Raw genomic sequence first — 22,745 nt, 5'->3', positions numbered from 1 at the left:
TATCATCTGCGCCGTGATGAGCCCGAGCCCCGCCCTGACCCTGCGCGACCGCTGGTCGCTCTACCTGGACCTGATTCGCTGGAACCGGCCCCAAGGCTGGTTGCTGTGCCTGTGGCCCGTGCTGGCCGCGCTGTGGCTGGCTGCGGCGGGGCTCCCGCCCGTTCACCTGCTGTTGATCTTCACGCTGGGCACGGTGCTCATGCGCAGCGCGGGCTGTGCCGTCAACGACATCGCCGACCGCGAGTTCGATCGCCACGTCAAGCGCACCGCGCAGCGGCCGATCACCAGCGGTCGGCTGTCGGTTCGCGAGGCGACCGCGGTGGGCGTGGTGCTCGCGCTGGTGTCCTTCGTGCTGGTGCTGTTCACCAACCGGCTGACGATCGCCTTGTCTTTTGGCGCCCTCGGCGTGGCCATCCTGTACCCGTTCACCAAGCGGTTCTTCGCGATGCCGCAAGCCGTGCTCGGCATCGCGTTCAGCTTCGGCATCCCGATGGCGTATGCGGCCGTCCAGGGGCAGGTGCCCGCGCAAGCGTGGTGGCTGGTGGCGGGCAACATCGCCTGGGTGCTGGCCTACGACACCGAGTACGCCATGGTCGACCGCGATGACGACCTGCGCATCGGCATGCGGACCTCGGCCATCACCCTCGGCCGGTTCGATGTGATCGGCATCGCGCTGTTCTACGCCCTGTGCATCGGCTGCTGGTGGTGGGTCGGGCAGGACGCCGGCCGCGGCGTGGTCTACCAGGTGGGGTTGCTGGTGGCTGCCGCCCAGGCCGTCTGGCACGTCGGCCTGATCCGGCATCGCCAGCGCGAGGACTGCTTCCGCGCCTTCCGAGCCAACCACTGGCTCGGCATGACCGTGTGGGTCGGCACGGTGCTGGATTTCGCTCTGGCCTGACCGGGCAGGGCGCAGCGCCCCGCCGACCGCGCTGGGTTCAGCGCCCGAACTCGTCGCCCAGTTCGCCGGCCCGGCGCTGGGCCGCGCGCATGGCCTCGATGAAGGCCGCCTTCACGCCCGCCTGTTCCAGGTGGCTCAGGGCGGCATACGTGGTGCCGCCCTTGGAGGTCACGCGCTCGCGCAGCGTGGCCGGGCTGTCCGGGGACTGGCTGGCCAGTGCGGTGGCGCCGGCAAACGTGGCCTGGGCCAGCTGGCGGCCCTGCTCGGCGCTCAGGCCCATGTCCTGAGCGGCCTGCATCATCGCCTCGATGAAATAGAACACGTAGGCGGGGCCCGAGCCCGACAGCGCGGTCACGGCGTCCAGGTCGGCTTCTCGGTCCACCCACAGCCACGGGCCGGTGGGCTCGACCATGGCCTGCACCGCTGCCCGCTCGTCGGCGCTCACCTCGGGGCGTGCATACAGGCCGGTCATGCCCTGGCCCACCAGGGCTGGCGTGTTCGGCATGGCCCGCACGATGCGCGGGGTGCCCAGCAGGCGCGCCATGTCGTCGGTGCGCAGGCCGGCCATCACGCTGTAGTGCAGGGCCTGGCTGGTCAGCGGGGCGTAGGTCGCCGCCGCTTCCTTGAACTGCTGGGGCTTGACCGCCCAGACCACCGTGGTGGCCGTGCGCAGGGCCTCGCCGGCACCGGCGGCCGTCTGCACGCCCAGCGTGTCCTGCAGGCGCTGGCGCTGTTCGGCCACCGGGTCGATCACGAGGATGCTGTGGGCGGGACGGCCCTGGCGCAGCAGGCCGCCGATGATGGCGGTGGCCATGTTGCCGCCGCCGATGAAAGCGATGTCGATGGAGGGTGTGCTCATGCCGTCATCATGCCGCATCCTGCCGGGCGGCGCGGGCTGGCTCCCTGCTGGTGGCGCCGTCCAGCAGGCGCAACAGCCGGTCGGCCTGCAGGGGCTTGTGCAACAGGTGGACCTTGGCGCAGCGCGCCTCGTCGGCCAGTCCGGGGGATGCCTCGCCCGTCAACAGAAAGGCTGGCAGGTCTTCGCCGAACTCATAGCGCAGTTGCCGGATCGCCTGCAGCCCGTTGATCGACAGGCCCAGGCGGTGGTCGCTGACCACGGCGGCCGGCATGGCCCCCTCGGGCATCTGCCCCGTCTGCTGCAAGGCCACGAGGGCGGCGATGGCCCCCTCCGGCGTGGAGGCCTCGGCCGTCAGCCACCCGTGCTGGTGCAGCAGTACCGCCGTGCCATCGCGCACGTCGGGGTCGTCCTCGATCAGCAGCACCACGCCGGGATGCGGCGCGTGCGAGGTGGTCTGCGTGCGCGGGGCCGGGGCGCTCAAGCCCGGTTGGGGGCTGGCGAGGGGCGGGGCCACCGGTGTCGGCTTCGATGGGCCCGCGGCAGGCACCAAGCGGGGCAGCCGCACACTGAAGCAGGAGCCCCTTCCCGGACGGGAGCGCAGACTCACCGGCGTAGGCCCCAGCAGGCTGAGCCGCCGCACCACGGCCAGTCCCAGGCCCAGGCCCTCGCCACGCCCATGCCGCTGTCCCACACCTGGCAGACGATCCACGGCCCGCGGGCACGGGCGCGCAGCCGCACCCCGCCGGTATCGGTGTAGCGCACAGCGTTGTTCAGCAGGTTGCGCAGGATGCGCTCCAACACATGCGGGTCGGCCTGCATCCAGGCTTCGGTGGGGTCCAACTGCCAGCGCAGGCCCTTGTGGGCGCACAGCACGGCGAACTCGCTGTCCAACCGGCGCCACAGCTCGCTCAGGGCGCAGGCCTGTGGGTGGTAGTCGATGCGTTGCGCGTCGATGCGCGCCACATCGAACATCCGCTCGAACATCATGCTGAGCGAGCCCAGCGCTGTCTGCATCTTGTCGAGCAGTCCGTGGCCTTCGGCCGCCGCCAGGTGGGGTCGCAAGGCGCTGCTCAACAGCATCAGCACGTGCAGCGGCTGGCGCAGATCGTGGCTCACGGAGGCAAAGAATTCGCCCTTCTGGCGGTCCGCGATCTCGGCGCGGGCCTTGGCACGGGTGACGTTGTTGACTTCTTCGCGCAGCTGCAGCACGAGGTCAGCGTTCTCGTTGCGCAGCAGCAGCCCTTCGCGCAGGCGCCGGCTGATGTGGCGCGTCACCACCATGCTGGTCACCATCGACGCGCCCATTACCAGCGCCAGATAGGACGAGGCGGGCTGGCCGTCCATCATCAGCCTTGCCATCGCGAGCAGCAGCAGCGGGGCGCTGCCTGCCAGTGCCACGCCCCAGTCGTGCACGCTCACCAGCATCACGGTGTAGGCATACACCAGCGACGCGGCCACCAGTGCCAGCTTCCAGTCGGCATCGGCCACGCCGAGCAAGGCGACCGCCAGGGCGCCCCACAAGGTCCCCTGCATCAGATGCCAGCCGAGCAGCGCGCGCCGCCAGCGTTGGCGGCCTGAGGTGGTGATGCCGAAACGACGGAAGTGCCGCGCCATCGCGGTCACCGCGATCCACAGCGCCGTGAGGCCGATGGTCGGTGCCAGCCATTGCCAGGCGGACAGCGGCCAGTCCCGGATCAACCACAGCAACACCATCAGCGACAGTGCCTGTCCGAAGATGGCGTTGGGCGAAGTGCGCCAGGTGTCCTGCAGCATCTGCAGGTCGATGCGCGCCTGCATGGGGCTGATTCCCCGCATGGCGCTGTCCGTCGGGCTCACGCGAGGCTTTCTGGCCGCCCCTCGATGCCGGTGCCGGCCGGCGTCGCTGCGGCCTCCTCGCGGGGCCTGGGCGGCGCGGGGGGCTGCCCTTGTCGCGAGCACATCAGCACGAGCTGCGTGCGGCTGTGCACGCCGTAGGCGCGAAAGATGGCGCTCACGTGCAGTTTCACCGTTTCGGCGCTGATGCCCAGCGCATCGGCGATGGCCTGGTTGGTGCAGCCTTTGAGCAGCCAGGTCAGCACGTCCTTTTGCCGCGGGGTCAGGCGCACGCCCTCGGCCGCGGGTTCGTCCTGCTCGGGCCAGGCCGTGTCGGATGGCGACAACAGCTCGGACGGGAAATGCAGCCGTCCCTCCACCAGGGCGCGCAGCGCTGCGGTGAAGCCGTCGATCTCGGCCAGTTTCGGAATGAAGCACGACGCCCCGTGGTGGATGCACTCGAGGGCGACCTGCACGTCGTTCTGTCCGGTGATGATGCCGATGCGTTGCGTGGGCGCAGCCTGGCGCACGGCCTGCAGCGTGGCCGTGCCGCGGCTGTCGGGCAGGCCCAGGTCCAGCAGCACGACGTCGATGGGGTCGGTGTCCGGGTTGCGGGCCAGGCGCTCCAGCGTGGTCTGCAAGGAGTTGGTCTGCGAAAAACGTGCCCTCGGTTCGAGAGCACGGATGGCCTGCATCATGCCTTCGCGGATCAGGCTGTGGTCATCGACCAGCAGATAGTGGGGCGAGCGCGGAACGTCCATACCGTCAACTTCAGGGATAGACCATGGTAACGGCCGCTCAGCGGTGGCCGAATAGGGCTGTGCCCACCCTGACCAGGGTGGATCCCTCGCCGATTGCCGCCTCCAGGTCGCCGCTCATTCCCATGGAGAGCGTGTCCACGGGTAGACCCTGATTCCGCAGCGCCTCGAAGACGCTCCTCACCCGTGCCAGTTCCGCATGTTGAACGGCCGGGTCGGGGCTTGGGGCGGGCAGCGCCATCACACCGCGCAGTTGCAGGCGGGGCAGGGCAGCCACCGCCTCGGCCAGGGCCGTGGCCTCGGCGGGTGTCGTGCCGCTCTTGCTGTCTTCGCCGCTGGTGTTGACCTGAATGCACACCTGCAGCGGCGCCAGGTGGTCGGGGCGCTGTTCGGACAGGCGTTGCGCGATCTTGAGCCGGTCGACCGTGTGCACCCAGTCGAAGTGCTCTGCCACCACGCGGGTCTTGTTGCTCTGCAGCGGACCGATCATGTGCCACTCGATCTGGCTGCGCAGCTCGGCCAGTTCGGTGATCTTGGCCACGGCTTCCTGAACGTAGTTTTCGCCAAATCGTCGCTGCCCGGCGTCAAATGCTTCTCGCACCGTTACAGCTGGAAACGTCTTGCTCACGGCGAGCAAGGTGACACTCTCGGGTGGGCGCCCAGCGTGGGAACAGGCCTGTTGTATCCGGTTTCTCACGCTTTGCAGGTTGTTTGCGATCGTCGACATAATGGATCTGTAACGAAAAGCCAGGTCCACATCATCCATGGATATCACCCAGCTCCTTGCGTTTTCCGTCAAGAACAAGGCATCTGACCTTCACCTGTCGGCGGGGCTGCCCCCCATGATCCGGGTCCATGGCGATGTGCGCCGCATCAACGTCGATGCGCTGGACCACAAGCAGGTCCACGACATGGTGTACGACATCATGAACGACGCGCAGCGCAAGGCCTACGAAGAAACGCTCGAGTGCGACTTCTCCTTCGAGATCCAGGGCCTGGCGCGCTTCCGGGTCAACGCGTTCAACCAGAACCGGGGCGCCGGCGCTGTCTTCCGGACGATTCCGTCCAAGATCCTGACGCTCGAGCAGCTCAACGCCCCCAAGGTGTTTGCCGATCTGGCGCTCAAGCCCCGCGGCCTTGTGCTGGTGACGGGCCCGACCGGCTCGGGCAAGTCGACCACGCTGGCGGCCATGATCAACCACCTCAACGAGACCGAGTACGGCCACATCCTCACGGTCGAAGACCCGATCGAATTCGTGCACGACTCCAAGAAGTGCCTGATCAACCAGCGCGAGGTCGGGCCGCACACCATGAGCTTCTCGAACGCCCTGCGTTCGGCCCTGCGTGAAGACCCGGACGCCATCCTCGTGGGTGAAATGCGCGACCTGGAAACCATCCGCCTGGCGCTGACCGCGGCCGAAACGGGCCACCTCGTGTTCGGCACGCTGCACACCTCCAGCGCCGCCAAGACCATCGACCGCGTCGTCGACGTCTTCCCGGCGGCCGAAAAGGAGATGGTGCGCGCCATGCTGTCCGAGTCGCTGCAGGCCGTGATCTCCCAGACGCTGTGCAAGACGAAGGACGGCTCCGGCCGGGTCGCGGCACACGAGATCATGATCGGCACACCGGCCATCCGCAACCTGATCCGCGAGAACAAGATCGCGCAGATGTACTCGTCGATCCAGACGGGCAACAGCCTGGGCATGCAGACGCTGGACCAGAACCTGACCGAGCTGGTGCGCCGCAACGTCATCTCGCCGGCCGAGGCGCGGGCCAAGGCCAAGATTCCCGAAAACTTCCCCGGCTGAGGCCAGGTTCGCCCCGCTCTGACAAGGATTGCCGCATGGAACGCGATCAGGCCTCGAAATTCATCAACGACCTGCTGAGGCTCATGGTGGCCCGCGGCGGCTCGGACCTCTTTCTCACCGCCGATTTCCCGCCGGCCATCAAGGTGGACGGGCGTGTCACCAAGGTGTCGCCGCAGGCCCTGACCTCGCAGCACACGGTGTCGCTGGCCCGCTCGATCATGAACGACAAGCAGGCCGCCGAGTTCGAGCGCACCAAGGAGTGCAACTTCGCGATCTCGCCCGGTGGCATCGGCCGCTTCCGCGTCAACGCCTTCATCCAGCAGGGGCACGTGGGCCTGGTGCTGCGGACGATTCCTCAGGAGCTCCCCACCGTCGATGGCATGGGGCTGCCGCAGGTGCTCAAGGAGGTGGCCCTGACCAAGCGCGGGCTCGTGATCCTCGTGGGCGGCACGGGCTCCGGCAAGTCGACCACGCTGGCCGCCATGGTCGACCACCGCAACGAGAACACCTACGGTCACATCATCACGCTGGAAGACCCGGTCGAGTTCGTGCACCCGCACAAGAACTGCATCGTCACCCAGCGCGAGATCGGCATCGACACCGACGGGTGGGGCATGGCGCTGAAGAACACCTTGCGGCAGGCTCCAGACGTGATCCTGATGGGTGAAATCCGCGACCGCGAGACCATGGAGTACGCCGTCCAGTTCTCCGAAACCGGCCACCTGTGCATGGCCACGCTGCACGCCAACAGTGCCAACCAGGCGCTCGACCGCATCATCAACTTCTTCCCCGAAGAGCGTCGCGCACAGCTGTTGATGGACCTGTCGCTCAACCTCAAGGGCCTGGTGTCGCAGCGCCTGCTGCCGCGTCAGGAGGGCAAGGGGCGCGTGGCCGCCGTCGAGATCCTGCTCAACACCCCGCTGATCGGCGATCTCATCTTCAAGGGCGAGGTCGGCGAGATCAAGGAGATCATGAAGAAGTCGCGCGAGCAGGGCATGCAGACTTTCGATCAGGCGCTTTACGACCTCTACGAGAGCAACTACATCACCTACGAGGACGCCCTGCGCAACGCCGACTCGGTCAACGACCTGCGCCTGCAGATCAAGCTCAACAGCTCGCGGGCCCGCACCAGCGACCTGGCGGCCGGCACCGAGCACCTGCACATCGTGTGATCCGGGGCGCTGCAGGCCGGCGCCCCCTCTGCCAGAATGCAACGGCATCGATTTCGATGCCGTTTTTTTCGCAGCAAAGGACCCCATGAGCGCCGCCGCCCCCAAGACCTACGACCCCACGCCCTCTCGCCGCGTCGCCTTCCTGGGGCTGGGCACCATGGGCGCGCCGATGGCAGCCCACCTGGCCGCCGCGGGCCATGCGGTGACGGTCTACAACCGCACGGCCTCCAAGGCTGCGGCCTGGGTGGCCGAGCATGGCGGGCGCGCGGCGGACACGCCCAGGCAGGCCGCCGAGGGGGCGGCCATCGTCTTCAGCTGTGTTGGCAACGACGACGACCTGCGGCAGGTGACCACCGGCCCGGACGGCGCCTTCCACGGCATGCCGCCCGGGGCGCTGTTCGTCGATCACACCACCACGTCGGCCGAGGTGGCCCGCGAACTCGCGGCCGCTGCCGCTGCGCTGGGCCTGGCCTTCATCGACGCCCCGGTCTCGGGCGGCAACCTGGGCGCCATCAACGGGGTCCTCACGGTGATGTGCGGCGGCCGTCCCGAGGCCTTTGCGCAGGCCGAGCCGGTGATGCGCGCGTTTGCCAGGGCGGTCACCCTGATGGGCGACAGCGGGGCCGGCCAGCTCACCAAGATGGTCAATCAGATCTGCATCGGCGGGCTGCTGCAGGGCCTGTCCGAGGCGCTGGCCTTCGGGCAGAAGGCCGGGCTGGACATGGCTCAGGTGATCTCGGTCATTTCCCAGGGAGCGGCCGGCAGCTGGCAGCTGGCCAACCGGGGCCCGACCATGGTGCAGGACCAGTTCGATTTCGGCTTTGCCGTCGACTGGATGCGCAAGGATTTCGGGCTGGTGCTGGACGAAGCCCGCCGCCTGGGCGCCCGCTTGCCGGTCACGGCCCTGGTCGACCAGTTCTATGCCGACCTGCAGGCACAAGGCGGGGGCCGGCTGGACACCTCCAGCCTGATCCGCCGCCTGCGCTGACTCACTGCGCCGGCGCGGGGGCGGTGCTGCCGGTGTTGCTCGCCGGCGGGGGCAGACGCCGTGCGAGCTCGTCCTCGCTGATGATCTGGAAGGCCTTGACCACCCGGCGCACGCCGCTGATCGTGGCCGTCAGCTCGGCGGCGCGGTTGGCCTCGCGTTCGGTAACCACCCCCATCAGGTAGACCTCGCCCCGCTCGACCACCACCTTGAAGGCGTTGGCCATCAGGTCGCGCGCGTCGATCAACGTGGCCTTGACCTTGCCGGCCAGCACGACGTCACTCGAGCGGGTCGACAGGCTGCTGTTCGGCGCCACGATCAGCTCGTTCATCACGTTCACGACGTTTTCCACCTGCCGGGCGGCGGCGGCGGCGGTGTCGCGGGTCCGGTCGTCCGGCACTTCACCGCTCAACAGCACATGACGGTTGTAGGACGTGACGTTCACGTGGGCCTGGTTGCCGATCGCATCGCGGATGCGGTTGGCGGCCTTGAGCTCGATCGTCTGGTCTTCCAGTTGCGTGCCGGAGGTGCGGCGGTCGGTGGCGACCAAGGCCCCCCCGACCGCCGAGCCCACCAGCAGCGGGGCACAGGCGCTCAGCGAGCCAGCGGCCAGCAGCAGGGCGGCCGTCCAGCGCAGCGGGCGGGTGTTCAGGTTGCGGCTCATGCGTGTTCCTCTCCAAGCAGGTGGTTGTCAACGGCGGCGCACAGGCCCCCCAGGGCCAGCCACGCCGTGGCGAACATGGTCTCGGGTCGCGTGCCGGGCAGAGGCACCCACACGTCGGTGTCGCGCAGCATCGGGCCCAGCGTGCGGGCCTGTTCGCCCGTAAAGGCGATCAGGGTCAGGTCCAGTTCGCGGGCTGCATCGGTGGCCGCCAGCAGGTCCGGGTCGTCGCGCTCCAGTGAGAACGCGAGCCACACATCGCCCGGATGGCCCAGCGCGCGAACCTGCTGCGCCAGGGTCGGTTGCTGAGGCGAGCCCGAAGGTGTCAGGGCCACCGCTGCCAGCGGCGGCCTCACCCTGCCCTGGCCCTGCACCAGCAGGGTGGCTGCGCGCCGCGCCAGCAAGGCGCCTTCGTCCTCACCGGCGCACAGCACGGTGCCGCCCGATGTCAGTGTGTGCATCAGGGCCTGGGCAGCGAAGTTCAGTTGTTGAGCCAGCCGCTCCGAGGACTGATAAAGCCAGTCGGCGGTCTCCAGCAGCGGTTGCTGCAGATAGGCAAGCTGAAAGTGGGAATCCGGCATGCCGCGGATGATAAGTCAGGGGCCAACCCCCTTGTGTCAGGGCGTGTGTGCTCCTGTCGGTCAGGACGCGTCGAAGGCGGCGGGGATCCACGTCAGCGCCTCTCCGTCGATCGCCACGACATCGAAGCGACACGGCGGCCATGTCTTCAGCCCCATCAGATAGGTCTGCGCGCCCCGGATGCAGCGCCGCTGCTTGCCCCGCCCGATGGACGCGGCTGCGCCACCATGGTCGCGTGCCGTGCGCTGCCGCACCTCCACGAACACCAGCGTGCCGTCCTGGTCCTGCAGGATCAGGTCGACCTCGGCGCCCGGCGCGCTCGGGCCTCGGGCGACCCGATAATTGCGCTCTACCAGCGTCAGCCCCTGCGCCAGCAGGTGCTGCAGCGCGCGCTCCTCCGCCTCGTCTCCCCGGGATTTTGTCGTGACCTTCGATGCCAACATGCTGCTCCAGGCAGCCCGCCACGTGGCCGCCGGCCAGCAGTATCCCAAAGGCGCGCTCTATCTGGTGCCCACGCCCATCGGCAACCTGGCTGATCTGAGCCTGCGGGCCGTGCATGTGCTGGATCTGGTCGACGCTGTGGCCTGCGAGGACACCCGCGTCTCAGGGCAGTTGCTGCGCCACCTGGGGCTGGACAAGACGCTGCTGGCCATCCACCAGCACAACGAGGTCGGGGCGGCGCCCAAGGTTGTGACGCTGCTGCAGGCTGGTCAGCGGGTGGCCTATGTCAGCGATGCCGGCACACCGGCCGTTTCCGACCCGGGTGCACACCTGGTGGCTGCCGTGGCCGCCGCCGGTCTGCCGGTCGTGCCCCTGGCCGGCCCGAGCGCCGTGACGACGGCCCTCAGCGCCGCGGGCGACGTGCATGCCGATGGGTTCCGCTTTCTGGGATTTCTGCCGGCCAAAGGCGCGGCGCGCCAGGCCGCGTTGCGTGAGGCGCTCACGCCCGGGGTCAGCCTGGTGCTGTTCGAGGCGCCGCATCGCATCACCGAGCTTGCGGCAGACCTGGCCGCCGTCTGTCCGGACGACACGGTGACCCTGTGCCGCGAGCTGTCCAAACAGTTCGAGGAAATTGCCACGCTGCCGGTGGCCGCCTTGTCCACCTGGCTGGACGAAGGCCCCCACCGCCAGCGGGGCGAGTTCGTGCTCGTGCTGCACGCCCTCCGGCCCTCCCAGGACCCGGCGGTGCTCGCGCCGGCCGCCCGCGCCGTGCTGGCCGAACTGGTGCAGCACGTGCCGGTCAAGAAGGCGGCGGGACTGGTGGCCGACCTGACCGGCTTGCCGCGCAAGGCGTTGTACGACACGGCCCAGGCGCTCCGCGACGAGGACGAGCCCACCCAACCGGGTTAGAACGAAGCCCGTTTGACGGCTCATCGCGCATCCGAGGGGGCGGGCAAACCCGGCAATCCCGGGCTTACCCTCAAACGATCGTTTGATGTTCGGCCGAACATCCGGCTCCAGCAGCAGGCCCATGCTGCCACACACCAAGGAGCTCGAGATGATCAAGGCATTGTTCCGCCGTCCGCTGCTGACCGCCTGCGCGGTGGCTGCGGCGGTCATGGCTGTGGCCCCGGCGGCGCACGCCACCACCACCGGATCCAAGACGCGGCACCCCATCGTGCTGGTCCATGGATTCATCGGTTTCGACAACATCCTGGGGATCCAGTACTTCTACGACATTCCCAAACAACTGCGCGCCGATGGCGCGACCGTTTACATCGCCTCGGTCAACCCCTCGCAGACCACCGAGTTCCGCGGTGAAGAGCTGATCCAGCAGATGAAGCAGTGGGCGGCCAAGGATGGGGTGACCAAATTCAACCTCATCGGCCACAGCCATGGCGGCCCGACCGTGCGCTACGCAGCCGGCACGGTGCCCTCGATGGTCGCCAGCGTCACCACCGTGGCCGGCACCCACTTCGGCAGCAAGGTCGCTGACGACATCCTGGCCAACACCACGCCGGATGGTGGTTTCGACAAACTGGCCACGGCCGGGCTGCAGCTGATCGCCTGGCTGAGCGGCAACAGCACCGCCAAGCAGGCGGACCTGCTGACCGCCCTCAACGCGCTGAGCAGCGAAGGTGCGGCCGCCTTCAACGCCAAGTTCCCGGTCGGCGCACCCGCCACCCCGTGCGGCAACGGTCCGGAGGTCGCGAGCGTCAACGGCCACAGCATCCGCTGGTACTCGGTCTCCGGAACCGCGGTAAAGACCAACGGTTGGGACATCTCCGATGCCATCCTGGGCTACACCGCCCAGTACTTCGGCAGCGAGCCCAACGACGGCCTGGTCAGCCAGTGCTCCAGTCACTGGGGCAAGGTGCTCAAGGACAACTACGCCTGGAACCACCTCGACGAGATCAACCAGGTACTGGGCATCGTCGGCCGCACCGCGCCCGACCCGGTGGCGTTCTACAAGGCTCAGGCCAACCGCCTGAAGCTGGCTGGACTGTGAGCGCGACCGTGTCGCCACCCGAGCCCGCAGGAGCGCGCCGATGGACAAGCGCGTCCCGCTGATTGCAGGGGGCGCAGCCCTGGCCGTGCTCCTCGGGATGGCCTCGCTCTGGCGCGCCGCACCGGAGCCTCCGGGTGACCGGCGCCCAGGCAGCGCAGACGGGTGGGCAATGGTCACGCCCGGTATCGCGGCGGACGGCGAGGCCGGCGCCCCGGGTCGCACAGCACCCTTGAGTGTGGAGGAGGTGCGCCAGCGCCTGTTCCGGAGCGGCTCGCTAGCCGGCACCGAGGCCGCGGGCGATTGGTGCGTGAGCCAGTCGCAGCTTCAGCCCTGTGTGGGGCTGCGCCACCGCTTCGAGTACTACATCCTGGGTCTTGGCGAGGTCACCGTCGACGCGTTGCGCATGCTGGTCCAGGACGATGCCCAGCGAGCCCATGGGCCGGTGCTGGCCGGCCAGATCATCGCGATCTGGGACAAGTACTGGCAACTGCGCGGCCACAGCTGGCGCAACCGGTTCGACCAGAACGACCGCAGCACCTGGCTGCCCGTGTTCGAAGAACGCCGGCTGGTGCGCCGACAGATCCTGGGCACCGATTGGGCTGCCGCGTTCTACGCCGACGAGGAGGCCCGCTTCCAGGCCCATCACGCACAACTGGAGTCCGGCCAGCCCCCGCCACCCGATCCCGGCGAGCCGGTGCCCCAGATGGCGCCCGGCAAGGACCCGGCCGCCGTGCATGCCGAACGCGTGGCCCGCTACGGCGAGGCTGCGGCCCAGCGTCTGGCCAAAGCCGACGACGAATGGGCCGACTGGCAGCGTCGGCTGGCTGCTGCCCGTCAGGAGTGGCAGCGCCTTCAGGCCGCCGCCAACCTGTCAGACGCCCAGCGGCGCCAGGACATGGCTCAGTACGTCGACCAGCATTTCAAGGCCGACGAGCACCTGCGCGTGCAGGCCCTGCTGAAGCTGTGAGCGCGGTGTCCGGTGCGCCGCCCCCTGTGGCCTCCGGACATACGCGACCCCTCGTGCGAGGGCCATCCGGCATGCCTACAATGGCCCCCATGATCGCCGTCGAAGCCACCATCGCCCGCCTGCAGACCGCCCGTGAGCTCCTGCTCGCGCCCTTCGGTCTCGATGAATCCTCGTTGCTCAAGGCCCTCAAGGTCATCACCGAGCACCGCGTCGACGACGCCGACCTCTACTTCCAGTACACCCGCAGCGAAGGCTGGAGCCTGGAAGAGGGCATCGTCAAGTCCGGCAGCTTCGGCATCGACCAAGGCGTGGGCGTGCGCGCCATCGCCGGCGAGAAGACCGCCTTCGCCTATTCCGACGACATCTCCGAAGCCGCGCTGCTTGACGCCGCCCGCACCGTGCGCACCATCGCCTCGGCTGGCCAGAGCCGCCGGGTCAAGGTCGGCGGCCACACCATCGCGCCCAGCCGCACGCTCTACGGCGGCTTCGACCCCATTGCCTCGCTCGACAGCGCCGCCAAGGTGGCCCTGCTCGAGGACGTCGAGAAGCGCGCCCGCGCCAAGGACCCCCGCATCGTGCAGGTCATGGCCGGTCTGGGCTGCGAATACGACGTCGTCCTGATCGCACGCGCCGACGGCACATTGGCCGCCGACGTCCGCCCGCTGATCCGCCTGTCCCTCACCGTGATCGCCGAGCAGGCCGGTCGCCGCGAGGTCGGCTCCTCCGGCGGTGGTGGCCGCCATGACCTGAGCTACTTCACCCCCGCCATCACCCAGGGCTACGTCGATCAGGCGGTGCATGCCGCGCTGGTCAACCTTGAGGCGCGCCCGGCACCCGCGGGCGAAATGACCGTCGTGCTCGGCAACGGCTGGCCCGGCATCCTGCTGCACGAGGCCGTCGGCCACGGCCTCGAAGGCGACTTCAACCGCAAGGGCTCGAGCGTCTTCTCCGGCCGCATCGGTCAGCGTGTGGCCGCCAAGGGCGTGACCGTGCTCGACGACGGCACGCTGCCCGACCGCCGTGGCTCGCTCAACATCGACGACGAAGGCCAGCCCACCCAGCGCACCGTGCTGATCGAAGACGGCATCCTGCGCGGCTACATGCAAGACGCCACCAACGCCCGGCTGATGAAGACCGCGCCCACCGGCAACGGCCGCCGCGAAAGCTATGCCCACCTGCCGATGCCGCGCATGACCAACACCTACATGCTGGCTGGCGACCGGGACCCGAAGGAAATCGTTGCCTCCATCGACCGCGGCCTGTATGCCGTCAACTTCGGCGGCGGCCAGGTCGACATCACGTCCGGCAAGTTCGTGTTCTCCGCGTCCGAGGCCTACTGGGTCGAGAAGGGCCAGATCCAGTACCCCGTCAAGGGCGCGACCCTGATCGGCAACGGCCCCGACGCCATGACCCGCGTCAGCATGATCGGCAATGACCTGGCGCTGGACTCCGGTGTCGGCACCTGCGGCAAGGAAGGCCAGTCCGTGCCGGTGGGCGTCGGCCAGCCCACCCTGCGCATCGACGGCCTGACGGTCGGCGGCACGGCCTGACCGCGGACGGGCAACATTCAAAAAGGGGCGCATCGGGCGCCCCTTGTCGTTGTGGCGCAGCTCAGATGCGCGTGATGACCTCGTTCAGCGGCAGGCGTGACTTCGGCAGTCGGGCGTTGAAGTCCGATGCCGCGCTGAAACCCAGCGCCACCACCACGGCGCTGGAAAGCCCCTTCTCGCGCAAGCCCAGCGCCGCGTCGACCGCGCCCTGATCGAAGCCCTCGATCGGGCAGGCGTCCACCCCCAGCGCGGCGGCCCCCAGCAGCAGAAAGCCCAGCGCGATGTACACCTGCTTGTCGGCCCAATGCTGCGCGTCGCGCCGCTCGAACCGGTGCAGGTTCACGAAATGGGCGCGGCCCGCGTGCTGACCGGCGCGGGCGGCGTCGTCTGCGAAGCGGCCATCGGCCTGCTCCTGCGCCAGCACCTGGGCGAGATGGTCGTCCGTCAGTGCCTGGCGGGCACACAGCACCACCACATGCGAGGCATTCCGGATCTTGGGCTCGTTGTAGCCATGGGCGCCAGCAAAGGTGTCGGCCAGGCGGGCCTTGCCCTCTTCGGTGCTCGCGATGACGAAGTGCCACGGCTGGGCATTGGTCGACGACGGGGCGAAGCGCAACAAGGTCTCGATCTGCGCCACCTGGTCTGCCGTCAGCTTGCGGGCGGGGTCGAAGGCCTTCGTGGTGCGGCGGGTCTGGACAAGGTCGGCGATGTTCATGGTGCAGGACAGAAAAGAAGCGCGACAGGCGCGGGGAGCTCATCATGATTGATTCTTCTGTGTTGAAAAACAGCCTTACTGTTGAATATCTTTCAACCTGCTGTTGATAATGGCGCCATGAAAGCCCTGCTCGACCTTCAGCTTTTCGCCATGACGGTCGAGGCCGGCAGCCTGACTGCCGCGGCCAGACGCCTGGGGCTCACCCCGGCGGCGGCCAGTCTGGCCATCAAGCGGCTGGAAGCCGAGCTGGGCGTGCCCTTGCTGCTGCGCACCACCCGTCGCCAGCGGCTGACACCCCAGGGTGAACGGTTCTTGGTCTCCGCCAGGCAGGCCCTCGACGCGCTGGCCGAGGCGCGCGCCTGCCTGCAGTCCGGCCAGGTCGAGGTGCTCGGGCATCTCCAGGTGTCGGTGCCATCCGACTTGGGCCGCCACGTGCTGCGCCCGGCCCTTGACGACTTCCTGGCGCGACACCCGCAGATCCGGTTGCGCCTGCACCTCTCCGATCGCCTCGCCGACGTGTTCGGGCAACCGGTGGACGTCCTCATCCGCTATGGCGCCCCAACGGACTCCAGCCTCGTGTGCCTGCCCCTGGCCCCCCACAACCGGCGCGTGCTGGTGGCCGCGCCGGACTACCTCCGCCGCCAGGGCCCGATCGAGCACCCGCGCGACCTCGCTCATTGCAACGCCTTGTGCTACACGCGCGGCGATGCTGTGTACGACACCTGGATCTTCACCTCGCCACAGGGCGAGATCGAGCGGGTCGAGGTCCGGGGGGACCGGGTTGCCGATGACGGTGAAGTGGTGCGTGCCTGGGCCCTGGCGGGGCTGGGTGTCGCCTACAAGTCGCGACTGGATGTCGAGCAGGACCTCCAGGCTGGCCGGCTGGTCGCCGTGTGCCCCCTCTGGCAGGGTGAGCCCACGCCCCTCAACCTGCTGTGCGCCGACCGCCGCCAGCTGAGCCCGGCGGTGCGGCTGCTCCATGCGCACCTGCTGCAGGCCCTGCCACAGCCCTCGCCCTGATCTTCTTGCACGAAGCACTTGACCGCTTGCGCAGAGTGAGTGATAATGCAAAGCTTCGCTGAATAAACGGCATTGGCTTTGGCCTGGTATCCCTCGTGGATGCTTCGAATTCCCGGAACGAATTCGAAGCATTGGCGCTGCGGCAGGTACTCTCAGAGTCTGTCGTCTATTCAGATCCGCCCGTTCTACGGGCCCAAGACTGACCGTCCGTTGTTGCGCAAGTGGTTTGCGCAGCCGGCCGGGCCAAGTTGGGGTACACCATGATCCAAATGCAATCGCGACTGGACGTCGCTGACAACACGGGTGCTAAGAGCGTCATGTGCATCAAGGTGCTCGGTGGCTCTAAGCGTCGTTACGCCGGCATCGGCGACATCATCAAGGTGAGCATCAAGGAAGCCGCACCGCGTGGCCGCGTCAAGAAGGGCGAGGTTTACAGCGCTGTGGTCGTGCGCACCGCCAAGGGCGTCCGTCGTCAAGACGGCTCCCTGGTGAAGTTTGATGGCAACGCCGCTGTGCTGCTCAACGCCAAGCTGGAGCCGATCGGCACCCGCATCTTCGGCCCGGTCACGCGTGAACTGCGTACCGAGCGCTTCATGAAGATCGTGTCGCTCGCCCCCGAGGTTCTGTAATCCCTCGGTGCAACGCAAAGGACCGCTCACATGAACAAGATTCGCAAAGGCGACCAGGTCATCGTTCTGACCGGCCGTGACAAAGGCAAGCGTGGCACCGTGGCCGCTCGCGTCGATGCCGACCACCTGCTGGTCGACGGCGTGAACGTCGCCAAGAAGCACGTCAAGCCGAACCCCCTGAAGGGGACCACCGGCGGCATCGTCGACAAGACCATGCCCATCCACCAGTCCAACGTGGCGATCTTCAACCCTGCCTCCGGCAAGGCTGACCGCGTCGGCATCAAGCTCCTGGAAGACGGCAAGAAAGTGCGCGTCTACAAGTCCAGCGGCGAAGAAATCAAGGCTTGACGAGGTTCCACATGGCTCAACAACAAGCTCGCCTGCAGAAGCTGTATCGCGAAAAGATCGTCCCCGAACTGATGACCAAGTTCGGCTACAAGTCGATCATGGAAGTGCCGCGCCTGACCAAGATCACCCTGAACATGGGTGTCTCGGAAGCCGTGTCGGACAAGAAGGTCATGGAACACGCCGTGGGCGACCTGACCAAGATCGCCGGCCAGAAGCCCGTGGTCACCATGTCGCGCAAGGCCATCGCCGGTTTCAAGATCCGCGAAAACATGCCCATCGGCTGCATGGTCACCCTGCGTGGCGTCACCATGTACGAATTCCTGGACCGTTTCGTCACGATCTCGCTGCCCCGCGTGCGTGACTTCCGCGGTATCTCGGGTCGTTCGTTTGACGGTCGCGGCAACTACAACGTCGGCGTCAAGGAACAGATCATCTTCCCGGAAATCGAGTACGACAAGATCGATGCCATCCGTGGTCTGAACATCAGCATCACGACGACGGCGAAGTCTGACGATGAAGCCAAGGCTCTGCTGCAGGCTTTCAAGTTCCCGTTCAAGAACTGAGGTCCACCGTGGCAAAAGTTTCCCTGAAGCAACGCGAAGAAAAGCGCGAAAAGCTGGTTGCCAAGTACGCCAAGAAGTACGCCGAACTGAAGGCCATCATCGATGACGCCAAGAAGTCGGAAGAAGAGCGTTACGCCGCCCGTCTTGAACTGCAAAAGCTGCCCCGCAATGCCAACCCGACCCGTCTGCGCGCACGCTGCAACCTGACTGGTCGCCCCCGTGGCACCTTCCGTCAGTTCGGTCTGGGTCGTACCAAGATCCGTGAACTGGCTTTTGCTGGCGACATCCCCGGTGTCACCAAGGCGAGCTGGTAATCCCAGCAGGGCACGAACAGGAGTTATCCCATGAGCATGAGTGATCCCATCGCCGACATGCTGACCCGCATCCGTAACGCGCAAATGGTCGACAAGGCCAGCGTGTCGGTGCCGTCGTCTAAGCTGAAAGTCGCGATCGCCCAGGTCCTGAAGGACGAAGGCTACATTGACGGGTTTGCCGTCACCGGTGAGGCTGCCAAGCCTGTGCTGGAAATTGCACTGAAGTACTACGCTGGTCGCCCGGTCATCGAGCGCATCGAGCGTGTGTCCCGTCCCGGTCTGCGCATCTACAAGGGTCGTCACAGCATTCCTCAGGTCATGAACGGCCTGGGTGTTGCCATCGTGACCACCCCGCAGGGTGTGATGACCGACCGCAAGGCCCGCGCTGCCGGTATCGGTGGCGAAGTGCTGTGCTACGTCGCCTGATAGAGGAGCATCGCAATGTCCCGCGTTGGAAAAATGCCGATTGCCGTCCCTCAAGGTGTGGACGTCAAGATTTCCGCTGAAGCCGTCACCGTCAAGGGCGGCAACGGCACCCTGAGCCTGCCGATCAGCAGCCTGGTCACCGTCACGCAAGACGGCACCACGCTGAAGGTCGCGCCGGCCAACGAAACCGCTGAAGCCAATGCCATGTCCGGCACCTTCCGCGCCCTGCTGGCCAACACCGTCAACGGTGTGTCCAAGGGCTTCGAGAAGAAGCTGACCCTGGTGGGCGTGGGCTTCCGTGCCCAGGCCCAAGGTCAGAAGCTGAACCTGTCTATCGGTTTCTCCCACCCCGTGGTGAAGGACATGCCGGCCGGCATCAAGGTCGAGACCCCGTCTCAGACCGAGATCCTGATCAAGGGCGCCGACCGCCAGGTCGTCGGCCAGATCGCTGCCGAAGTGCGTGCGTTCCGTCCGCCTGAGCCCTACAAGGGCAAGGGCATCCGCTATGCGGACGAGCGCGTGGTCCTGAAAGAGACCAAGAAGAAGTAAGGAGCTGATTCATCATGGCATTGAGCAAGAAGGAACAGCGCCTGCGTCGTGCACGTCAAACCCGTGCCCGTATCGCTCTGCAAGGCGCCGTGCGTCTGACGGTCACCCGTTCGAACCTGCACATCTACGCCTCCGTCATTTCTGGCGACGGCAGCAAGGTTATCGCCACCGCGTCGACCGCCGAGAAGGAAGTCCGCGAGCAGGTCAAGAGCGGCAGCAACGCTGCTGCAGCCGCCCTGATCGGCAAGCGCATCGCCGAGAAGGCGAAGGCCGCTGGTGTCGAGAAGGTCGCTTTCGACCGCGCTGGCTACCAGTACCACGGTCGCATCAAGGCCTTGGCTGAAGCCGCGCGTGAAGCCGGCCTGCAGTTCTAAGCCGCGTCGGCAACCGGAAGGAATTTCAAATGGCTAAGTTTCAACCCAAGGTAGCAGACGAAGGTCGCGACGACGGTCTGCGCGAAAAGATGATCCAGGTGAACCGCGTGACCAAGGTGGTCAAGGGCGGTCGGATCATGGGTTTCGCAGCCCTGACCGTGGTCGGTGATGGCGATGGCCGCATCGGCATGGGCAAGGGCAAGGCGCGTGAAGTGCCCCTGGCCGTGCAAAAGGCCATGGACCAGGCACGTCGCAACATGCTGAAGGTCTCGCTGAAGAACGGTACCGTTCACCACAACGTGACCGGCGAACACGGCGCAGCCAAGGTGCTGCTGGCCCCGGCTCCCGCCGGTACCGGCATCATCGCGGGCGGCCCGATGCGCGCTGTCTTCGAAGTGATGGGCATCACCGACATCGTGGCCAAGAGCCTCGGTTCGTCGAACCCGTACAACATGGTTCGCGCCACGTTCGACGCCCTGGCCAAGGCCACGACGCCGTCCGAAGTCGCTGCCAAGCGCGGTCTGACTGTTGAAGAGATCTTCAACTGATCGCGGGAGAGCTGACATGAGCGAAAAGAAAACCGTTACCGTCAAGCTGGTCCGCAGCGTGATCGGCACCAAGGCCGACCACCGCGCCACCGTGAAGGGCCTGGGCCTGCGTCGCATGAACAGCACCGCTGTTCTGGAAGACACGCCCGCCGTGCGCGGCATGATCAACAAGGTCCGCTACATGGTCGTGGTGCTGTAAGCACCTGACTCTGGGGAATACCATGGAACTCAATAGCATCAAGCCCGCCTCGGGTGCCAAGCATGCCAAGCGCCGTGTCGGCCGCGGCATCGGCTCCGGCCTGGGCAAGACCGCTGGTCGCGGTCACAAGGGTCAGAAGTCGCGTTCGGGTGGCTACCACAAGGTCGGTTTCGAAGGCGGTCAGATGCCGCTGCAGCGCCGTCTGCCGAAGCGCGGTTTCAAGTCGCACCTGCTGAAGTACAACGCCGAAGTCACCCTGGGTGAACTGCAGGCTCTGGGCGCCGCCGAAGTCGACGTCCTGGTGCTGAAGCAAGCCGGCCTGATCCCCCAACTGGCCAAGGTGGTCAAGGTGATCAAGTCGGGCGAACTGACCAGCAAGGTCGTGCTCAAGGGCATCGGCGCCACCGTTGGCGCCAAGGCCGCGATCGAAGCCGCTGGCGGCTCGCTGGCTGAATAAGCCGGACAACCGTCGGCAATCGCGCAAGCATTGAACGTCAAAGCCTGAACAGGACTCAGCGTGGCAACCTCTCCCTCTCAACTGGCACAAAGCGGCAAGTTCGGCGACCTCCAGCGTCGTCTGGTCTTCCTGCTGCTGGCGCTGGTCGTCTACCGCATTGGCGCGCACATTCCCGTGCCCGGTATCGACCCGGCCCAGCTGCAACAGTTGTTCAAGGGGCAGCAGGGCGGCATCCTGAGCCTGTTCAACATGTTCTCGGGCGGGGCGCTGTCGCGCTTCACCGTGTTTGCGCTGGGCATCATGCCCTACATCTCCGCGTCCATCATCATGCAGATGATGGGCTATGTGGTGCCCACCCTCGAATCCTTGAAGAAGGAAGGCGAGGCGGGGCGTCGCAAGATCACGCAGTACACCCGTTATGCGACCCTCGGTCTGGCGCTGTTCCAGTCCTTCGGTATCGCAGTGGCCCTCGAAGGCACGGCGGGCCTGGTGGTCAACCCTGGTTTCGGCTTCCGCATGACCACGATGGTCAGCCTGACGGCCGGCACCATGTTTTTGATGTGGCTGGGTGAGCAGATCACCGAGCGCGGTCTGGGCAATGGCATCTCGATTCTGATCTTCGGCGGCATTGCAGCCGGCTTGCCCGGTGCGCTGGGTGGCTTGTTCGAGCTGATCCGCACGGGCTCGATGAGCATTCCGGCTGCCATCTTCATTGTGGCCCTCGTCGTCGCCGTGACCTACCTCGTCGTGTTCGTCGAGCGGGGTCAGCGCAAGATCCTGGTCAACTACGCGAAGCGCCAGGTCGGCAACCGCGTGTACGGCGGCCAGTCCTCGCACCTGCCGCTCAAGATCAACATGGCTGGTGTCATTCCGCCGATCTTCGCCTCGTCGATCATCCTGTTGCCGACGACCGCCGTGGGCTGGTTCGCGACCGGTGACAGCATGCGCTGGCTCAAGGATCTGGCGTCGGCCCTGTCGCCGGGTCAACCGATCTACGTGATCCTGTACTCGGTCGCCATTGTGTTCTTCTGCTTCTTCTACACGGCACTGGTGTTCAACAGCCGTGAGACCGCAGACAACCTCAAGAAGAGCGGCGCGTTCATTCCGGGTATCCGTCCTGGCGACCAGACGGCCCGTTACATCGACAAGATCCTGGCCCGTCTGACCCTGGTCGGCGCGGTCTACATCACGGCCGTGTGCCTGCTGCCCGAGTTCCTCGTGCTGAAGTACAACGTGCCTTTCTATTTCGGCGGTACCTCGCTGCTGATCATCGTGGTCGTCACGATGGACTTCTGGGCGCAGGTGCAGTCTTACGTCATGTCTCAGCAGTACGACTCGCTGCTGAAGAAGGCAAATTTCAAGGCGAATTGAGGCGGCTTCGCCCCTCGATCAGCCAGAGGCCCTTCCCAAGCGGCCTGGTTTTGCGGCACAATGCTAGGTTTCGCATTGCCGCGGCCGGGTTGGCAGCCTGGGCTTCAACAAGCGTGGTGCTCGCCTCGTGTTCCGGGCGAAGTGAGCTGGGTTTGGTGACCCCGGAAACGTGGGCGAATTTCCGCTGAGCACTCAGCGGTTCAGGAGAAGACCATGAAAGTCTCGGCATCCGTCAAGAAGATGTGCCGTAATTGCAAAATCATCCGCCGCAAGGGCGTGGTTCGTGTGATCTGCACCGACCCGCGTCACAAGCAGCGTCAAGGCTGATCGCCTGGCCGGGCGACACAAGCGTTCAGAGGACAGTTATGGCACGTATTGCTGGCATCAACATTCCGCCGCACAAGCACACCGAAATCGGTCTGACTTCGATCTACGGCATTGGTCGCACCACCGCGCAGAAGATCTGCGCGGCTGCAGGCATTCCCTTCGACAAGAAGATCAAGGAACTGACTGACGGCGATCTGGAAAAGATCCGTGAGGAAGTGGGTAAGCTCACCATCGAAGGTGACCTGCGTCGCGAACTCTCGATGAACATCAAGCGCCTGATGGACCTGGGCTGCTACCGTGGCTTCCGCCACCGTCGTGGTCTGCCCTGCCGTGGTCAGCGCACCCGCACCAACGCCCGCACCCGCAAGGGTCCGCGTAAGGCGATTGCCGGTAAGAAGTAATCGGGC

31 protein-coding genes are annotated in these 22,745 nt (G+C 66.5%); 22 read left to right on the top strand and 9 right to left on the bottom strand.

The window, feature by feature from the left end:
* Positions 1-16 precede the first annotated feature (16 nt).
* The gene (ubiA, locus tag QZ709_RS01430) at positions 17-898 is read left to right on the top strand and encodes a 4-hydroxybenzoate octaprenyltransferase (protein ID WP_294635579.1); all 882 of its coding nucleotides are present in this window, start codon (positions 17-19) and stop codon (positions 896-898) included.
* Between the two features lie 37 nt (positions 899-935).
* Here ubiA and proC read toward each other — a convergent pair whose 3' ends face one another.
* From proC to QZ709_RS01405, 5 genes are all read right to left on the bottom strand, one after another.
* Positions 936-1,757: a pyrroline-5-carboxylate reductase gene (gene proC, locus QZ709_RS01425; protein WP_294635578.1), complete on the bottom strand. Its 822-nt coding sequence runs from the start codon at positions 1,755-1,757 to the stop codon at positions 936-938.
* Positions 1,758-1,764: 7 nt separating this feature from the next.
* Complete coding sequence (locus QZ709_RS01420) at positions 1,765-2,271, bottom strand: response regulator (RefSeq protein ID WP_294635577.1); 507 nt, start codon at positions 2,269-2,271, stop codon at positions 1,765-1,767.
* A gap of 89 nt (positions 2,272-2,360) precedes the next feature.
* A complete protein-coding gene (locus QZ709_RS01415) occupies positions 2,361-3,572 on the bottom strand; it encodes a HAMP domain-containing sensor histidine kinase (protein ID WP_294635576.1) in 1,212 nt (403 codons plus the stop codon).
* Positions 3,573-3,589: 17 nt separating this feature from the next.
* Positions 3,590-4,330, bottom strand: coding sequence for a response regulator transcription factor (locus QZ709_RS01410; protein ID WP_294635575.1), 741 nt, complete (start codon positions 4,328-4,330; stop codon positions 3,590-3,592).
* Between the two features lie 37 nt (positions 4,331-4,367).
* The gene (locus QZ709_RS01405; protein ID WP_294635702.1) at positions 4,368-5,054 is read right to left on the bottom strand and encodes a YggS family pyridoxal phosphate-dependent enzyme; all 687 of its coding nucleotides are present in this window, start codon (positions 5,052-5,054) and stop codon (positions 4,368-4,370) included.
* A 37-nt stretch (positions 5,055-5,091) separates the two neighbouring features.
* Between QZ709_RS01405 and QZ709_RS01400 the strand changes: the two genes are divergently transcribed.
* The 3 genes from QZ709_RS01400 to QZ709_RS01390 all read left to right on the top strand — a co-directional run bounded on the left by QZ709_RS01400 (position 5,092) and on the right by QZ709_RS01390 (position 8,295).
* Positions 5,092-6,135, top strand: a complete 1,044-nt coding sequence (locus QZ709_RS01400) for a type IV pilus twitching motility protein PilT (RefSeq protein ID WP_294635574.1) — start codon at positions 5,092-5,094, stop codon at positions 6,133-6,135.
* A 35-nt stretch (positions 6,136-6,170) separates the two neighbouring features.
* Positions 6,171-7,307 (top strand): PilT/PilU family type 4a pilus ATPase, encoded by a 1,137-nt coding sequence (locus tag QZ709_RS01395; protein WP_294635573.1) that lies wholly within the window; start codon positions 6,171-6,173, stop codon positions 7,305-7,307.
* 85 nt (positions 7,308-7,392) lie between these two features.
* On the top strand, positions 7,393-8,295 hold the full coding sequence (locus QZ709_RS01390) for an NAD(P)-dependent oxidoreductase (RefSeq protein WP_294635572.1): 903 nt from the start codon (positions 7,393-7,395) through the stop codon (positions 8,293-8,295).
* 1 nt (position 8,296) lies between these two features.
* Here the strand turns inward: QZ709_RS01390 and QZ709_RS01385 are convergent, their stop codons facing one another.
* The 3 genes from QZ709_RS01385 to QZ709_RS01375 are packed head-to-tail and all read right to left on the bottom strand — an operon-like array spanning position 8,297 to position 9,975.
* Complete coding sequence (locus QZ709_RS01385; protein ID WP_294635571.1) at positions 8,297-8,956, bottom strand: BON domain-containing protein; 660 nt, start codon at positions 8,954-8,956, stop codon at positions 8,297-8,299.
* Positions 8,953-9,534 carry an SIS domain-containing protein gene (locus QZ709_RS01380; protein WP_294635570.1) on the bottom strand — a complete coding sequence of 194 codons (582 nt, stop codon included), beginning with the start codon at positions 9,532-9,534 and terminating at the stop codon, positions 8,953-8,955. Before QZ709_RS01380 ends, QZ709_RS01385 begins: the two co-directional genes overlap by 4 nt.
* Positions 9,535-9,594: 60 nt before the next feature.
* Entirely contained in the window at positions 9,595-9,975 is a 381-nt protein-coding gene (locus QZ709_RS01375) for a YraN family protein (protein ID WP_294635569.1), read from the bottom strand.
* On the opposite strand from QZ709_RS01375, the gene rsmI reads away from it, so the two are divergent.
* The 4 genes from rsmI (at position 9,956) to tldD (ending at position 14,498) form a co-directional block, all read left to right on the top strand.
* Entirely contained in the window at positions 9,956-10,882 is a 927-nt protein-coding gene (rsmI, locus tag QZ709_RS01370; RefSeq protein ID WP_366937131.1) for a 16S rRNA (cytidine(1402)-2'-O)-methyltransferase, read from the top strand. The genes QZ709_RS01375 and rsmI overlap by 20 nt on opposite strands.
* 121 nt (positions 10,883-11,003) lie before the next feature.
* Complete coding sequence (locus QZ709_RS01365; protein ID WP_294635568.1) at positions 11,004-11,981, top strand: triacylglycerol lipase; 978 nt, start codon at positions 11,004-11,006, stop codon at positions 11,979-11,981.
* Between the two features lie 40 nt (positions 11,982-12,021).
* A complete protein-coding gene (locus tag QZ709_RS01360; RefSeq protein ID WP_294635567.1) occupies positions 12,022-12,948 on the top strand; it encodes a lipase secretion chaperone in 927 nt (308 codons plus the stop codon).
* Between the two features lie 89 nt (positions 12,949-13,037).
* Entirely contained in the window at positions 13,038-14,498 is a 1,461-nt protein-coding gene (gene tldD, locus QZ709_RS01355) for a metalloprotease TldD (RefSeq protein WP_294635566.1), read from the top strand.
* A 61-nt stretch (positions 14,499-14,559) separates the two neighbouring features.
* Here tldD and nfsB read toward each other — a convergent pair whose 3' ends face one another.
* Entirely contained in the window at positions 14,560-15,213 is a 654-nt protein-coding gene (nfsB, locus tag QZ709_RS01350) for an oxygen-insensitive NAD(P)H nitroreductase (protein WP_294635565.1), read from the bottom strand.
* Positions 15,214-15,330: 117 nt separating this feature from the next.
* On the opposite strand from nfsB, the gene QZ709_RS01345 reads away from it, so the two are divergent.
* The 14 genes from QZ709_RS01345 to rpsM all read left to right on the top strand — a co-directional run bounded on the left by QZ709_RS01345 (position 15,331) and on the right by rpsM (position 22,739).
* Positions 15,331-16,233 (top strand): LysR family transcriptional regulator, encoded by a 903-nt coding sequence (locus QZ709_RS01345; RefSeq protein ID WP_294635564.1) that lies wholly within the window; start codon positions 15,331-15,333, stop codon positions 16,231-16,233.
* A 260-nt stretch (positions 16,234-16,493) separates the two neighbouring features.
* On the top strand, positions 16,494-16,862 hold the full coding sequence (rplN, locus tag QZ709_RS01340; protein WP_088286487.1) for a 50S ribosomal protein L14: 369 nt from the start codon (positions 16,494-16,496) through the stop codon (positions 16,860-16,862).
* Between the two features lie 30 nt (positions 16,863-16,892).
* A complete protein-coding gene (rplX, locus tag QZ709_RS01335; protein ID WP_109037609.1) occupies positions 16,893-17,210 on the top strand; it encodes a 50S ribosomal protein L24 in 318 nt (105 codons plus the stop codon).
* An 11-nt stretch (positions 17,211-17,221) separates the two neighbouring features.
* Entirely contained in the window at positions 17,222-17,773 is a 552-nt protein-coding gene (rplE, locus tag QZ709_RS01330) for a 50S ribosomal protein L5 (protein WP_294635563.1), read from the top strand.
* A gap of 8 nt (positions 17,774-17,781) precedes the next feature.
* Positions 17,782-18,087: a 30S ribosomal protein S14 gene (gene rpsN, locus QZ709_RS01325; RefSeq protein WP_294635562.1), complete on the top strand. Its 306-nt coding sequence runs from the start codon at positions 17,782-17,784 to the stop codon at positions 18,085-18,087.
* Between the two features lie 30 nt (positions 18,088-18,117).
* Positions 18,118-18,513: a 30S ribosomal protein S8 gene (gene rpsH / locus QZ709_RS01320; protein ID WP_294635561.1), complete on the top strand. Its 396-nt coding sequence runs from the start codon at positions 18,118-18,120 to the stop codon at positions 18,511-18,513.
* Between the two features lie 15 nt (positions 18,514-18,528).
* On the top strand, positions 18,529-19,062 hold the full coding sequence (gene rplF, locus QZ709_RS01315; protein WP_294635560.1) for a 50S ribosomal protein L6: 534 nt from the start codon (positions 18,529-18,531) through the stop codon (positions 19,060-19,062).
* 14 nt (positions 19,063-19,076) lie between these two features.
* Entirely contained in the window at positions 19,077-19,436 is a 360-nt protein-coding gene (rplR, locus tag QZ709_RS01310; protein ID WP_294635559.1) for a 50S ribosomal protein L18, read from the top strand.
* 29 nt (positions 19,437-19,465) lie between these two features.
* Complete coding sequence (gene rpsE / locus QZ709_RS01305) at positions 19,466-19,984, top strand: 30S ribosomal protein S5 (RefSeq protein WP_294635558.1); 519 nt, start codon at positions 19,466-19,468, stop codon at positions 19,982-19,984.
* Between the two features lie 16 nt (positions 19,985-20,000).
* Positions 20,001-20,183, top strand: a complete 183-nt coding sequence (rpmD, locus tag QZ709_RS01300) for a 50S ribosomal protein L30 (RefSeq protein WP_109037602.1) — start codon at positions 20,001-20,003, stop codon at positions 20,181-20,183.
* A 22-nt stretch (positions 20,184-20,205) separates the two neighbouring features.
* Positions 20,206-20,640 (top strand): 50S ribosomal protein L15, encoded by a 435-nt coding sequence (gene rplO, locus QZ709_RS01295; protein WP_294635557.1) that lies wholly within the window; start codon positions 20,206-20,208, stop codon positions 20,638-20,640.
* Positions 20,641-20,700: 60 nt separating this feature from the next.
* On the top strand, positions 20,701-22,011 hold the full coding sequence (gene secY / locus QZ709_RS01290) for a preprotein translocase subunit SecY (RefSeq protein ID WP_294635556.1): 1,311 nt from the start codon (positions 20,701-20,703) through the stop codon (positions 22,009-22,011).
* Positions 22,012-22,224: 213 nt separating this feature from the next.
* Entirely contained in the window at positions 22,225-22,338 is a 114-nt protein-coding gene (rpmJ, locus tag QZ709_RS01285) for a 50S ribosomal protein L36 (RefSeq protein WP_035036301.1), read from the top strand.
* 38 nt (positions 22,339-22,376) lie between these two features.
* On the top strand, positions 22,377-22,739 hold the full coding sequence (gene rpsM / locus QZ709_RS01280) for a 30S ribosomal protein S13 (protein WP_294635555.1): 363 nt from the start codon (positions 22,377-22,379) through the stop codon (positions 22,737-22,739).
* Positions 22,740-22,745: the final 6 nt, after the last annotated feature.

This window comes from uncultured Aquabacterium sp., assembly GCF_913773725.1.
Lineage (GTDB): Bacteria > Pseudomonadota > Gammaproteobacteria > Burkholderiales > Burkholderiaceae_C > Aquabacterium.
The sequence above is the reverse complement of the archived record's forward strand: the minus strand, read 5'-3'. Positions and strand labels throughout refer to the sequence as shown.